The 14,472-nt window shown below is 32.0% G+C and carries 11 protein-coding genes; 5 read left to right on the top strand and 6 right to left on the bottom strand.

Translation table 11 applies throughout. The features are described from left to right. Positions 1–66: 66 nt before the first annotated feature. Together Q0975_RS20745 and Q0975_RS20740 are read right to left on the bottom strand one after the other, a co-directional pair. Entirely contained in the window at positions 67–1,509 is a 1,443-nt protein-coding gene (locus Q0975_RS20745) for an SDR family oxidoreductase (protein WP_299440224.1), read from the bottom strand. 96 nt (positions 1,510–1,605) lie between these two features. Beyond that, positions 1,606–2,037, bottom strand: a complete 432-nt coding sequence (locus tag Q0975_RS20740; protein ID WP_299440222.1) for a hypothetical protein — start codon at positions 2,035–2,037, stop codon at positions 1,606–1,608. Between the two features lie 104 nt (positions 2,038–2,141). Between Q0975_RS20740 and argS the strand changes: the two genes are divergently transcribed. Continuing rightward, positions 2,142–3,920 carry an arginine--tRNA ligase gene (gene argS, locus Q0975_RS20735; RefSeq protein ID WP_299440220.1) on the top strand — a complete coding sequence of 593 codons (1,779 nt, stop codon included), beginning with the start codon at positions 2,142–2,144 and terminating at the stop codon, positions 3,918–3,920. Between the two features lie 11 nt (positions 3,921–3,931). Here argS and Q0975_RS20730 read toward each other — a convergent pair whose 3' ends face one another. Next, positions 3,932–5,920, bottom strand: coding sequence for a tetratricopeptide repeat-containing sensor histidine kinase (locus Q0975_RS20730; protein ID WP_299440218.1), 1,989 nt, complete (start codon positions 5,918–5,920; stop codon positions 3,932–3,934). Between the two features lie 152 nt (positions 5,921–6,072). Between Q0975_RS20730 and Q0975_RS20725 the strand changes: the two genes are divergently transcribed. Further along, positions 6,073–6,540 carry a GNAT family N-acetyltransferase gene (locus Q0975_RS20725; protein ID WP_299440216.1) on the top strand — a complete coding sequence of 156 codons (468 nt, stop codon included), beginning with the start codon at positions 6,073–6,075 and terminating at the stop codon, positions 6,538–6,540. On the opposite strand, the gene Q0975_RS20720 is transcribed toward Q0975_RS20725, so the two are convergent. The 3 genes from Q0975_RS20720 to Q0975_RS20710 form a co-directional block, all read right to left on the bottom strand. Further along, complete coding sequence (locus Q0975_RS20720) at positions 6,537–9,032, bottom strand: TonB-dependent receptor plug domain-containing protein (RefSeq protein WP_299440214.1); 2,496 nt, start codon at positions 9,030–9,032, stop codon at positions 6,537–6,539. The genes Q0975_RS20725 and Q0975_RS20720 overlap by 4 nt on opposite strands. Beyond that, on the bottom strand, positions 9,029–9,934 hold the full coding sequence (locus Q0975_RS20715; protein WP_299440212.1) for a FecR family protein: 906 nt from the start codon (positions 9,932–9,934) through the stop codon (positions 9,029–9,031). Before Q0975_RS20715 ends, Q0975_RS20720 begins: the two co-directional genes overlap by 4 nt. A 66-nt stretch (positions 9,935–10,000) precedes the next feature. Continuing rightward, positions 10,001–10,516 carry a sigma-70 family RNA polymerase sigma factor gene (locus Q0975_RS20710; RefSeq protein WP_299440210.1) on the bottom strand — a complete coding sequence of 172 codons (516 nt, stop codon included), beginning with the start codon at positions 10,514–10,516 and terminating at the stop codon, positions 10,001–10,003. Between the two features lie 94 nt (positions 10,517–10,610). Between Q0975_RS20710 and Q0975_RS20705 the strand changes: the two genes are divergently transcribed. From Q0975_RS20705 to ffh, 3 genes are all read left to right on the top strand, one after another. Continuing rightward, positions 10,611–11,285 carry a hypothetical protein gene (locus tag Q0975_RS20705; RefSeq protein WP_299440208.1) on the top strand — a complete coding sequence of 225 codons (675 nt, stop codon included), beginning with the start codon at positions 10,611–10,613 and terminating at the stop codon, positions 11,283–11,285. 135 nt (positions 11,286–11,420) lie between these two features. After that, the gene (locus Q0975_RS20700) at positions 11,421–12,791 is read left to right on the top strand and encodes a fasciclin domain-containing protein (protein WP_299440206.1); all 1,371 of its coding nucleotides are present in this window, start codon (positions 11,421–11,423) and stop codon (positions 12,789–12,791) included. Positions 12,792–13,126: 335 nt separating this feature from the next. Continuing rightward, on the top strand, positions 13,127–14,455 hold the full coding sequence (gene ffh, locus Q0975_RS20695) for a signal recognition particle protein (protein WP_299440204.1): 1,329 nt from the start codon (positions 13,127–13,129) through the stop codon (positions 14,453–14,455). The last annotated feature ends 17 nt before the right edge of the window (positions 14,456–14,472 follow it).

Raw genomic sequence — 14,472 nt, 5'->3', positions numbered from 1 at the left:
TTATTTTTTAACAAAAATACTAATATTTCATCGAAAAATTGCTATTTATCGATATAATTGGTCTTTTTATCTATGTTTTTTGTATTTATTGGATGTTATGTTACGTATCATTCCATCAAATATGAAGTAATGAAAAGGAACCATAAGATACCAGTATAATCTACCCCAAATACCTCTTGGTCTAAATGTAGCCGTTTGATGAAGTACGTTATTTTTATCAATATCAAACTCTAACCAGGCTTCTCCAGGAACTTTCATTTCGGCAAAAAGTAATAAACGTTTCTCATTTTTATCCGCAACCAGAACTCTCCAAAAATCTAAAGCATCTCCAGAATTAATTTTATCAGGATTGGTTCTTCCTCTTCTTAACCCAACTCCGCCAAAAAATTTATCAATATGACCTCTTATTTTCCACATCCAATCTCCATAATACCAACCAGTTTTTCCACCAATTGCCCAGATTCTTTCGATTACTTGATCTGGATTGTTTATTTTTATTTTTTTATTATCCCTAAGACAACCTTTTTTCGGTACTGTTACATATTTCTGTATATCCTTATCAAAACGTCCGCTAATCATAGAATCCTTCCAACTAGAAACTACCTGGTTTTGTTCTATTTTGATAAATGCTAGTTCTAACGCTTTAGTGTATGTCATTGGTTCAATACCTAATAGTTCCTGTAGACGATTGTCATTGGCAATTACAGGAATACTCATACTGTCAACCAAATTTAATGCGAGCTTATAGGATGTAGAGGTTACAAAATACAACCAATAAGAAGAAAGTTTGGGTGTCATAATAGGTAACGTAAAAATAAATAACTTAATACCGCGCACTTTTGCATATAACAAGAGCATTTGTTTATACGTAATCACTTTCGGTCCACTAATATCAAATGATTGATTGTAACATTTAAAATTACCTAATACTCCAGTCATAAAACTTAATACATCTCTAATGGCGATGGGATGAGTCTTGGTGTTTACCCATTTTGGAGTAATCATAAGAGGCAACTTCTCGCACAGATCTCTAATAATTTCAAAAGAAGAACTTCCAGACCCTACGATAATCCCCGAACGTAATACAGTAAGATTATAGCTTCCTTCATAGAGAGTTTTTTCAACATTCTTTCGAGACCACAAATGTTTAGACAGATTTTTTTCATTTACAATGCCGCTTAGATAGATTACCTGCTTAATATTAGTTTGAGCTACAAGAATGTTGAAGTTCTTAGCGGAGATTTCTTCTTTTTTGTCGAAGTCGGAAGTTGATGAACTCATGGAATGAATGAGATAATAGGCAATATCAATATTATTTGGAAGTGCATTAAGAGTTGGATCTTCTAAAAAATCTATTTCAACAATGGAAACTTTTTTCGCCATTTCATGATCTATAGAGAGCCTGTCTTTATCTCTCACACAGCAAATTACCTCATGGCCGAAATCTAATAATAAAGGTAGTAATCTCATACCAATATAGCCATTGGCACCTGTGAGTAATATCCGCATCTTTTTAGTTAAAAGATACAAAGAAATAAATTGTATAATCTCATATGTAAATTACTGGAATTCTATATGATTTATTAATCATATAGAAATAATAGGCTATAAATCCTTAATGTCAGTAGAACTAGTATTTGCTTTATAGCTTAATACTTTCTTTATATAATTATGAATGGCAGTTTCTGCGTTCTTAGCTTTAAACTTAATAAAGTAATTGTCTTTGTAGATACAGTATTCATCAGTTTTTTCTTTGTAGATAGTTAGTTTATAAAATGGGATAACTAAAAGGTAGGTTTCTAATCGTACACCGAAACCCACTAAAATACCTTTTGGTCTTAGCTCGATGTTACAGGTATTTATGCTGCTATCCGCTATCAATAAGTTAGTAATTTCTTTACTGCATTCTGTAATATGAAGTTTTGGAGAGCCAATACCGCCCAACTTTATTCTTTGCATTATAGTAAATGGTTTACCTACCTGTTTAGTTAGGTTCTTTTTAAGATCAGGATCTCTATAGGTATTATTAACTAGCATTTTTTCTTTTTTACAAGATACGAATTGATGCCTATAGAGATGGTAGAAGATTATATTTCTATTATCTTTGCTGCCTGATTTTTATATCAAATACAACTCATAAAATGACATTACAGCAAACCATATCAGAACAGGTAAAAGCAGCAATAAAAGAACTGTATAGCGCAAACCTAGAATCCGTCGAGCTACAAGGAACTCGTAAGGAGTTTGAGGGTGATATTACTGTAGTAGTTTTTCCTATGCTACGCATAGTAAAGGGTAATCCTGTTCAGATAGGAGAAGCTATAGGTACGTATTTGGTAGATCATGTTGAGGAAATTACTGCGTTTAATGTGGTAAAAGGATTTCTTAACCTTGTAATTGCCGATCAATATTATTTGGATTTCTTTATTGGTATAAAAGATGCAGAACATTATGGTTTCGTAACTCCAAAAGAAGAGGATAAGGCGATAATGCTAGAATATTCTTCTCCCAATACGAATAAACCACTGCATCTAGGCCATGTAAGAAATAACTTATTAGGGTATGCGGTAGCAGAAATCATTAAAGCTAGTGGTAAAAAAGTATATAAAACCCAGATTATTAATGATCGAGGGATTCATATTTGTAAAAGTATGGTAGCCTGGCAAAAATTTGGGGATGGAGCGACTCCAGAGTCTACCGGGTTAAAAGGAGACAAACTGGTAGGTAATTATTATGTAAAGTTTGATCAGGAATATAAAAGCGAAATATCAGAGTTGATCGCTTCAGGAAAAACAGAAGAAGAAGCAAAAAAAGAAGCTCCTATTTTAATGGAAGCCCAAGAAATGCTTAGAAAATGGGAAGCTGGAGATGAAGATGTTGTAAAACTTTGGAGAACCATGAACAGTTGGGTATATGCAGGTTTTGATCAAACATATAAGACATTAGGTGTCGATTTTGATAGCTATTATTATGAAAGTAACACCTATCTTTTAGGAAAGGACAATATAGAAGAAGGTCTTGCTAGCGGTGTATTCTTTAAGAAAGAAGACGGATCTGTTTGGTGTGACCTTACTGATGAAGGTTTGGATGAAAAGTTAGTATTACGTAGTGATGGTACAGCAGTATATATGACTCAAGACATTGGTACGGCCATACAGCGTGTTAAAGATAATCCAGACATTGGAGGTATGATTTATACTGTGGCTAACGAACAGGATTATCATTTTAAGGTGCTTTTTCTGATTCTTAAAAAATTAGGATATGCTTGGTCAGAAAATTTACATCATTTAAGCTATGGAATGGTAGATTTACCTAGTGGTAAAATGAAGAGTAGAGAAGGTACTGTAGTTGATGCGGATGATCTTATTGTAGAAATGTCAGAAACAGCAGGAGAGATTTCTAAAGATTTAGGAAAATTAGAAGGATATTCTGACGAAGAAAAGAATAATGTATATAGCACAATTGGTCTAGGAGCACTTAAATACTTTATTCTAAAAGTTGATCCTAAAAAGAAAATACTTTTTGATCCGACAGAGTCGGTGGATTTCCAAGGTAATACGGGGCCTTTTATTCAGTATACATATGCAAGGATTCAAGCAATTTTGCGTAAAGCTGATTTTGCATGGAATAATCCAGTGAAAAATATCTCGTTAGATGGAAAAGAGAAAGAGCTGATTAAACTATTAGAGATATATCCTGAAATTATCCAGAATGCAGCGCAGGATTTAAGCCCGGCAATTATAGCTAATTACACCTATGAATTGGTAAAAGCTTACAATTCATTTTTTCAGAATGTTTCAATATTTGGAGCAGATTCTGAAGATGAAAAGGTTTTTAGAGTGCAACTTTCGGGAGTAGTTGGTGCGACCATTAAATCTGCATTTAAGCTATTAGGAGTTCAGGTTCCTGAGCGTATGTAATAATTAATGCATCATACATCCGAAGTCTTAGGTAAGGTAATACAAAAAGTACTTCCTTCTCCGAGCGTACTTTCTACATCTAGAGTTCCTCGATTAAGAGTGATAAGTTCTTTGCATATTTTTAATCCTAATCCTGTACCTGTTTCATTGTCCGTTCCTTTGGTACTTATAGTTTCTTCAGAAAATAGTTTGATTACATTTTCTTCAGAAATTCCAATTCCGGTATCAAAAAAACAGATTTGAATTAAGTTTTCTTCTTCTTTTTTGAAAATGGTAATTGTATCTCCGGAATTGCAAAACTTTATAGCATTTGCTATTAAATTCTGTGTCACAATGGTACTCATATCCTTATCAGCATATACCAGGGTAGCGTCAGTTAATTTATTGACGAGTTTAATTCCTTTTTGGGAGGCCCTGGATTCAAAAAATCTAAATTTATCTTTTATGATTTCCGTAAAATCCAACATAGTGGGATTAGCTTGTAATTTATTCATCTGGGATCTTGACCAATTTAAGAGATTGGTCAATAATATGGTAGTTTGATGAGTACTATCGGAAAGCATAGGTATTATTGCTTTAAATTCTTTTTCCGAAATGATATCATTCTTTAATAAATTAAGGGTGTTATTTAAGCCGTGTATTTCGTTTTTTAGATCATGAGACACGATAGAGAATAACTTGTTTTTTACTTGATTGGTCTCATTTAGTTGATTAATGTATTTTGCACGTTCTAATCTACTTTTTACAATGAATACAATAAATGTCATAGCTACTATTAAAGCAACAATGACAATATAGGTGTATATTTTTTGAAGTAATAAATTTTCATTTGCCTTTAGCTCATTTAATCGCTGTTTTTCTATGGTTTTTTGTTGTTCTTGTTCATTTTCTAATTTTTGTTGAGTTATTGATACGTTTTTTCTTTTCTCTATTTTGGTTTCTTCATTTAATAAGTTTTGATGTTTCTTTTGCCATTCATATGCACTAGCAAAATTACCTTTTGCCGAATCTAATTGAGCTGTATATTTGTAGTTTACTAATAACTGTGATATAGAATTAAGTTCTCCGGATTTTATTCTGGCATCGTTAAGATGTCTTTCAGCCTCATTTAGATTACCTGTTTTAATGGCTATGGCAGCCAATGCGTGTTTAGTAATAACTAATCGTCTTTTATATTCTATTTTTCCTCCAACAAACATAGAAGCTTCAAAATATTCTTTGGCCTTATTATAATTCTTTTGGTCTAGATGTATTCTTCCTAAAGCGCTATAAGTACCAGACATACTCCTGCTATCATTTTGTTTTTTATTTTCTTCGAGTGCTTCGTTTAAGATAACAATTGCAGTGTCTATTTCTTTGGTGTCAATATAGATTAAGGCAAGATTGTTTAAAGTAGACCCTAGAGTTTTAAGTTCATTTTTACGTTTAATTGCTATAGATTTTTTGTAATATTCTTTTGCTGAAGCTGTCTGTTTTAGTGTATGATAGACATTGCCTATGTTGTTAAAAGTGTCTGCTAAACTAATACTGTCGTTAAGTTTTTTGTAATACACGTTCGCTTTTAACAATAGATTTATACTTTTTTCCAGATTCCCTAATCTATGTTCAATAATTGATTTATTATTGTTAGTAACTGCTATACCTCTATCATATTTAGCGATTTGAAAGTAGTTTTCTGCCTGGTCATAGGACTGCATTGCTTTAAATGATTTGTCAGTAATGTTGTAGATATTAGCTTTTTCTATGTAGATTCTACCAGTGCCTTTAGGATGTTTTATGAATTTCGATATCCTTATAAAGGTATCACAAAAAGTTAAACCCTCATCATACTTCTCATCTATACTTAGTTGGTATATTAGATCACTAGCTAGGTTGATATTAGAAGAGTCTGCAATAGATGTTGTGGTTTTAATTAGACTGTCCAATCTTTTTTGTTGAGAAAAGATCACGCCGCTAATAAATAGCATTAATATTGTAAGAAAGAAGTAGGTTTGTTTCATAAAAATATTTTAGGGCTCCTTTAAATTACTGTATTTTTTTCATATTTTATGTTTTTTTTAACAAAAAATTTCATTCTTGTTTCTTTTTGTTTATTTTTATGTAAAATGTTGTTTTACCCCATAATAAAGGAAGTTTTCTTCTGCTTTAATAAATGAATTATCAAATCTCCAGAGCTACTGACAGTGATTTGCCATTAATGCAACGCCTGTTTTACCAAACGGTTACCATTTATGGTTCTAAGATTTTCACCAAATCAGAGGTGAAAATATTTTCTAGATTAGCATTAGATAAAAATCATTGGAAACAAAAATTCGTGAATGATTTTATATATAATGCAAAACTAAATGGAGAGGTTATAGGTTCATTCACACTTAGTAAAAGTGGAGAGATAGAATATGTTTTTGTTCATCAAAATTATAAGGGTAGAGGTATCGCTAAGAAATTATACGAGACTTTGGAACAGGTAGCAAAAGAAGCTGGTATAGATACCTTAACCACTAATATTAATTCTAATACAAAAGGTTTTTTTGAAAAAAATGGTTTCAAAATAATTAAAACTGTTGAAAAAGTAGCTGGTGGTGAAGATGTGATTAGCTATGACGGTGTAAAGAATATTTAGAAATTTAAACGGAAAACTGCATTTGGAGTAATACCTAAACCAAATTCTTTAACCTCTTCGATTTCATTTTGATTTCTTATAGTATAATACTGATTAGAAATATTTTCTTGATCTAAAATATTCCAGATAGAAATTCCTGCAAGACCTCTTATGTTTTTGTTAATTTTAAAAGTATAGGTAGAAGAAACATCTACTCTTATATATCCATCCAATTGAGAACTGTTTGGACTCAGGTAGGTTATAGTATTATTTTCGATTATGTTGTCCGGATTAGGAAAAGTAGTTGGTTTTCCGCTGTGCCAGTTGATCCCTGTAGAGATCTTTAGATTATTCTTGTTATATGCAGCTGCAAAATTTATATTATGCCGTATATCTATATTATTGGGAAAGTTAGTGGGATCTAAATTATTAAAAGTGTATTCATTATCCGCATAAGAATAGCTGAGCCAAGTACTGAAATTTTTGAATCTTTTATTGATCAAAAAATCAATTCCGGAAACAGAGTAACTACCGTGATCATTAATGAATTCAAACTGATTTTGAAACCCTTGACTACGTGTAATAATACCTTCGACATCTTTATAATAAATATCTGTGGTTATTAACCAGTTATTATGGTTGTAACTAAGACCAATAGAGGCTTGTTTACTTTTTATGATAGGGATATCTTTGTCATTAGATAGTACCCACCTTCTACTTTCTATACCCAAAAAATCATTCTGTAAATCAATAATCTGTGAGGTAGATTGACTTTTGATTTCTCCCAAAAATTCTAACGTAAAATGGTTTGTAAACCTTTTATAAAAATTGATACGAGGTTCAAAAATATAGGTATTGAATTTTTCTAAATAATTAAGGCGAGCACCTAAATTGGTATATAAAGAGCCACTTTCAGATGTATATGCAATTTCAGAAAACAGACTATGTGTACGAACCACTTCTTTTGTGCGGTCCCCAAAAGTAGGGTTGTTCACATCTCGAAGATATGATATACCGGTTTCATTGAATTGATATCCGTTTTTTAAACTAATATTTGAATCAATTTTAAGTAGCGTATTTAATTTTAAACCGTTTTCGAGAACATCATTTTCTTGCAAAAGTCTTTGGTCGCTTTGTATATCGGAGTTAATCGCCTCTAATTTATAGTTTGTCCCATAAAAAAGCAGTTCACTCTGAAAGAGTTCACTCCAATTACGTTGATACAAAATACCACCTACAATATTGTTTTGTTTAATACTACTTTCTCTGGAAATCTCGATTTGATTATTTGAAGAATTTTCCTGAAAAATGAGGTTATTGCGCATTATTAGTGCGTTTATTTTGATAAGATCTTTTGGTGAAATTTGATACAACCATCTCATACTTGTATCATAGAAAGAAAATCGTTCATCAGAATTATCACTATCAATCACTTCAGAATTCTGAAATGCTTTGTCAAAATATTGATTATACGTAGGTGTTTCTAAAACTCCATTTATAGAATGTCTTACAGCCAATTGAATAGAAGATTTTTTGCCAATAGGAGTGTCTATATAACCATCTACACTTATTAGATTTAAACCAATACTGGTGTTTAACTCGTTATTAATTTTATCGGATGTGTTCATTGCTATTACACTAGAAACACCATCACCATATCTAGCACTGGATCCATTTTTATATACCTGAACGTTTTTAGTCAGGTAAGGATTGAATGCAGAGATAAGACCAAAAAAGTGACTAGATTGATACATTTTTATGCCATCCCAGAGTATGAGGTTTTGATCATTAGTTCCGCCACGAACATTGATATCTGAAACCGTTTCATTAACACTTAGTACCCCTGGAAGTGCTTGTATTGTCTGTAATAAATCCGGTTCTATAAGACCTGGAAGAATGCCAAAATTATTGTAATCTATCAGGATAGAACCATCTAGTTGTTTGTCTATTCCTTTTATCAAATAATCATTAAGAATAACTTCGTTGATGTATTCAATTTTTTGAGTTAAAATGATTTTTTTACAAGGGTTTCCAATAAAATCCAGTGAGGAGATTGTTAGCGATGAGTATCCTAGGTAATTAATTTTAATTTCTTCATTAGGGGAATCAATTTTAAGTGTAAATTTTCCTTCTGAATCGCTAATTGTAGCATTGTTTAGACCTTGAATGGTAGCATCTGAAATAATTATGTTATCAACGCCTTTTAGGATTCCACAGATTTCTGTAGGCTTAAAGCTGATCGCTACTGTATTGTTTGAAAGTATGTTATAGTTAAACGGAGTACTGCTTTCCAGGTATTTAATAGTTTCTTCAAAAGATACAAAATCAATAGATCTAGTAATATTAATACCGTCTAATTCTTTATCTACATATGAAAAATCGTACCCAAATTTTTTCTGAATAGTATTTAAAATAGATATAAGGGAGTACCTATCTTTTTCGGTTTGAGAAGTTGCCGTAAAAAGAACAAAAAAAAATAGAATAATTGAAACGAGGATTTTGGTTTTAATCACTCTTTGTATAGGGTTACGGTTTTATTTTTAATTACATACTTCAAACGCATTGGGATCGTAATTGATTTTAATGCCATTTGAATATCTGAATGTACAAAATTACCCGTAAATAGAATAGATGGATCAATATTTTTTGTTTTTATCGTGACTCCATATTGCCATTCCAATTCTTTCAGAACACTTGCATATGGAATGCTATAGAATAAACTTCGCTTAGAGATCCACTGAGGTTCTAAATGATGATTTTTTTTCTCTGTTATATTACCTGAAGAATGTTCCACAATATCTCCAGCTCTTAAAAATTTTGTTTGATCCGCGATAGTAACACTAACTACACCTTCGTAGCAAATAACTTCAAGGAAATCGTCTCTTTGTTTGATGTTAAAACGAGTACCAATAACACTTACCACTCCAGATGAGGTGTGTACATCAAATTTCTTACCAGTAGCAACTGAAAAAAAGGCTTCTCCATTCAATGTGATTTTACGTTCTTTAGCCCAATTTTCTTTATTATATCGTACAGACGACAGAGCATTAAGTTTTACAGTAGATTTATCAGGTAACTCTACAGTTGAGTTTTCACTTACCGCGGTACTGAATGTTATGTCATATTCCTTAAAAAATGAAAAATATACCCCTATTCCAATCACAAAAATAGCAGCAATCCGCATGAATGTTTTACGATAAGAATTTTTTGTAGTAATTCTTTTTCGCCCAGACAATTCCTCATTAAGGTTTTCTTGATTGCTTTTTATATCGTAATCTGGAGCGCTAAATTTTTTGGCAGTTTCTGATATCTTTACATAAGAATCATAGGCGTCCAATTGCTCAAACGCCTCTGATTCCTGCTTAGTGAGTTGTTCGTTGTTCAACCACTTGTTTATAAGATCCTTCTTTTTCATAACAAGATTCCTGTTATTATAACAATTGATAGGCTTAAACTCCTACCTTGTTTTAATTTTTTTTTTTTAAATTCCGTCTATATCTTTCCTTAATTTTTCTAGAGCGCCATAAATTCTTTTTTCTACAGCTTTTCTTGAAATGCCTAGTAAAATGGCAATTTCTTTATGTTTTTTACCTTCAATTCTGTTCATAAGAAAAGCTACTCGCTGAGATTCAGTTAAATTAGAGAGTGCTTTTTGATATTTAAGAAGGTACTCCTTTTCTTCTAATACAAATTGTGGACTTTCATTAGTTCTGTCCAATTTTTCTATTTGTTGATACCTTAGTTTTACCTTTTCATGTTTTATTTGATTTAGAGAAAGATTATTTGCAACGGTAAACAAAAAACTTTTTGCTTTATCTAAAGAAACTTTACTACAGTTATCCCAAAGTTTAATAAATGCTTCCTGAACTTGGTCTTTAGGATTTATATGTTCACCGTATTTATAATAAACAAAGTCGTGAAGATTTTTAGAATGCTTCACAAAAAGTTCTGTAAACAATCTATCTTCACAAACATTTTTGAAGAGGTCTTTCGGCATTTTATTTTTTTTTCAAAAGTAAAAAAAAACTTAACCTAGTGGGAGTTTCAGTTCTTAAATTGTTATTATAGTAAATTAAATGAAGAAGAACAATATGAAAAAGACGAGATATGGTATGATTAGAGTATTTATTATGTGTTCTTTTTTTATGGTTTCTTGCCAGCAAGAAGAACGCGAGGTTATCAACCCTAATGATGATAATACAATTCCGAAGAATTCGCAATTAGCGCAGTTAATGAAAAATATTGTTACTCACGATGGTTCTTATGATGATTTAGTGGATGGTGGTAATTGCTACAGTATCAATTTACCATATACTATTGTTCTTAATATGACAGATGAACTTGTAATTGATCAATTAGATGATTATGATCGATTGAGTCAATCTGATGATATTCAAATTCAATTTCCTGTAACTGTAACTCTAGACAATCATGTAGAAGAAATTATTGAAAATGAAACAGAATTACAATCATTAGCAGATAGTTGCGAAATAATGGATGATGATATAGAATGTGTGGATTTTGTATATCCATTTCGATTTGCAACTTATGATGCTAATAGTAATATTATTAATACTACAGAAGTGATTCATGATGCACAAGTATATGGTTTTATGGAAAACCTGAATGAAAATACAGTTGTTGCCATAAATTATCCTATTAGAGTACTTATTAATAATGGAGAGTATTTTGAAATAAGACATAATGATGAGTTGTTATCTAGAATTTTGACTTTTGAAACGTCTTGTGAAGAGAATGATGGATAGATTTTTGTTTAATTTTTTAACTAAAAAATTAAACAAAAAGTTAAAAAAATATTAAAATCAATTTCTTAGGTAGCATTTTTAAGTTATCAGTTGTTTCATCATCGAACAATTAATTATAAAATTAAAACCAATAACATGAAAAATTTCTTCAAAAAAGCTTTTTTAGTATTATTTGTTATTTCAATTGCTTCCTGTAGCGATGATGACGATACTACATTTATACCTGATGTGATGACTATAACAGATTTTGTTACAGATAATGCAGATTATAGTTCTTTGTTAGCAGCCTTAGAAAAAACAAGCTTAGATGTTACTTTAAATGGAAATGGTGATTTCACCGTTTTTGCACCAAATAACGCTGCCTTTACCGAGTTTTTAAATGGAGCATCATTAGATGATGTCCCTTTAGAAACATTAGAACAACTTTTACGAAATCATGTATTAGCTACTACTGAAACTTCTACGGATCTTACCACAGGATATGTTAAAAATATAGCAACAAACGCTGGTACCGCTATTAATATGTATATCAATACTTCAAATGGTGTAGTTATTAATGGTGTATCAACGGTTACTACTCCTGATATAATGACAGATAATGGTGTTATTCATGCCGTAGATAAAGTAATTCCATTACCAACAATGCTTACTTTCGTAGGTTTAGATAGTAATCTTTCTACCTTAGCAACTGTTGCAACTACAACGTCAGGATTCGATACAGATTTTGCTGCAGTTTTAGAAGGAGAAGATAGTAACCTGACCCTATTAGCTCCAGATAATGATGCGTTTGACGCTCTTGGGGATATTTCAGGGCTATCTGCAGCTGCTTTAGAACAGATATTATTAAATCATGTGATTGCGGGAACAAATGTTTCGACTTCCCTTACTACAAGTTACGATAACACATTAGCTACTTACGGTGATACTGTGGATAATTTGAGTATTTATATTAATACAGATAGTGGTGTTTCATTTAATGGAATTTCTACTGTAAGTCAAGCCGATATCGTGGCATCTAATGGTGTTATACATAAGGTAGATGCAGTTGTTACATTGCCGACAGTTGTAACTTTTGCAGCGGCAGACGCAACCTTTAGTAGTCTGGTATCTGCTCTTACTAGAGATGATCAATTAGATGAGAATTATGTTGCTACACTAAGTACTGCCAATGGAACATCTCCAGCGCCTTTTACTGTGTTTGCACCTACTAATGATGCGTTTACAAGTCTGATAGCTGAACTTGATGGTGTAGATTCTCTAGCCGATATTCCAGAAGCTACATTGACTGCTACTTTAAATCTTCATGTTGTGGCAGAGGCAAATGTTAGAGAGGAAAATTTAATGAGTGGAACCGTAACAACACTTGGAGGTGATATTACCGCAGATGCTATGAATCTAACGTTAACAGATGCTAATGATAGGGTAAGTAATATTATCGTTACCAATGTACAGGCAGCAAATGGTGTTGTTCATGCGATTGATAAAGTAATTCTTCCTGCATTATAGTATGTTTCTAGATAATTAAAGATTCAAGGCATTTGGTTATTTCCCTCAACCCCCTTCAACCAAATGCTTTGGGTTTTTAAGTTACTAATTATTATATTATTTATTAAGTGTTATATTAGGGTTAGCCTACTCTAGAAACATTAAATGAACTATTGAAGAAGTTACTGTTTTAAGTAACTCTTCAATAGTTTTTTTATATACATATTTTGAATATAATTTTCTTGTCAAATTACAATAGATAATTCGATTCATCTTCCTTTATTAATACACTTCAAATCATTAAATTTGCACCTGTCTACTAGAAAAGTAGATGTTGAAAAACCTGAAGAAAGCATATGTTTGATAATTTAAGCGATAAGTTAGATAAGGCGTTACATATTCTAAAAGGCCACGGTCAAATTACTGAAATAAATGTCGCTGAGACACTTAAGGAGGTTCGTAGAGCATTAGTAGATGCCGATGTAAACTATAAAATTGCAAAAGATTTTACAGCTGTTGTAAAAGAAAAAGCATTAGGACAAAATGTATTAAAAAGTCTTAAGCCAGGTCAATTAATGGTGAAACTCGTTAAAGACGAGTTGACTGAATTGATGGGTGGAGAAGTTGCAGAAGTAGATCTGTCAGGAAACCCTTCTGTGGTTTTGATGTCAGGATTACAAGGGTCTGGTAAAACCACCTTTTCTGGTAAACTGGCAAACTTTCTAAAGAATAAGAAAACTAAAAAACCACTTTTAGTTGCTTGTGATGTATATAGACCAGCAGCGATAGATCAATTACATGTAGTAGGAGAGCAAATAAATGTAGAGGTTTTTAGTGACAGAGGTAATAATGATCCAGTTGCTATTGCAAAAGCAGGTGTTGCTCATGCGAAGGCTAACGGGTTTAACGTGGTGATTATAGATACTGCAGGTCGTTTAGCAGTGGATGAAGTGATGATGACCGAGATAGCTAATATCCATAAAGCCGTTACTCCTAGTGAAACATTATTTGTTGTAGATTCTATGACAGGTCAAGATGCTGTGAATACGGCAAAAGCATTTAACGATGTTTTAAATTTTGATGGTGTTATTCTGACTAAGTTAGATGGTGATACTAGAGGTGGAGCAGCCATTTCTATTAAATCTGTTGTTAACAAACCAATAAAATTTATTGGTACTGGAGAAAAGATGGAGGCAATTGATGTATTCTATCCTTCTCGTATGGCTGATCGAATTTTGGGAATGGGAGATGTAGTTTCCCTTGTTGAAAGAGCTCAGGAGCAATTTGATGAAGAAGAAGCAAGAAAACTTCAGAAGAAAATTGCTAAGAATCAGTTTGGGTTTGACGATTTCTTGAAACAAATCCAACAAGTAAAGAAAATGGGAAATATGAAAGACCTTGTTGGTATGATCCCAGGAGCTGGAAAAATGATGAAGAATGTGGATATAGATGATGATGCGTTTAAGCATATAGAAGCTATTATTCATTCAATGACGCCAGATGAACGAACAAAACCTCAAATTATAAATGCTAGTAGAAAGAAACGTATCGGTAAAGGATCTGGTACTTCCGTTCAGCAGGTAAATCAATTACTCAAGCAGTTTGATCAGATGAGTAAGATGATGAAGATGATGCAAGGAGGCGGAGGAAAACGCATGATGCAAATGATGGGTAAAATGAAATAACTTGTAACGCAACATAT

This window comes from uncultured Aquimarina sp. (assembly GCF_947500065.1).
Classification (GTDB): Bacteria; Bacteroidota; Bacteroidia; order Flavobacteriales; family Flavobacteriaceae; genus Aquimarina.
This window is presented reverse-complemented; position numbering and strand designations above follow the sequence as displayed.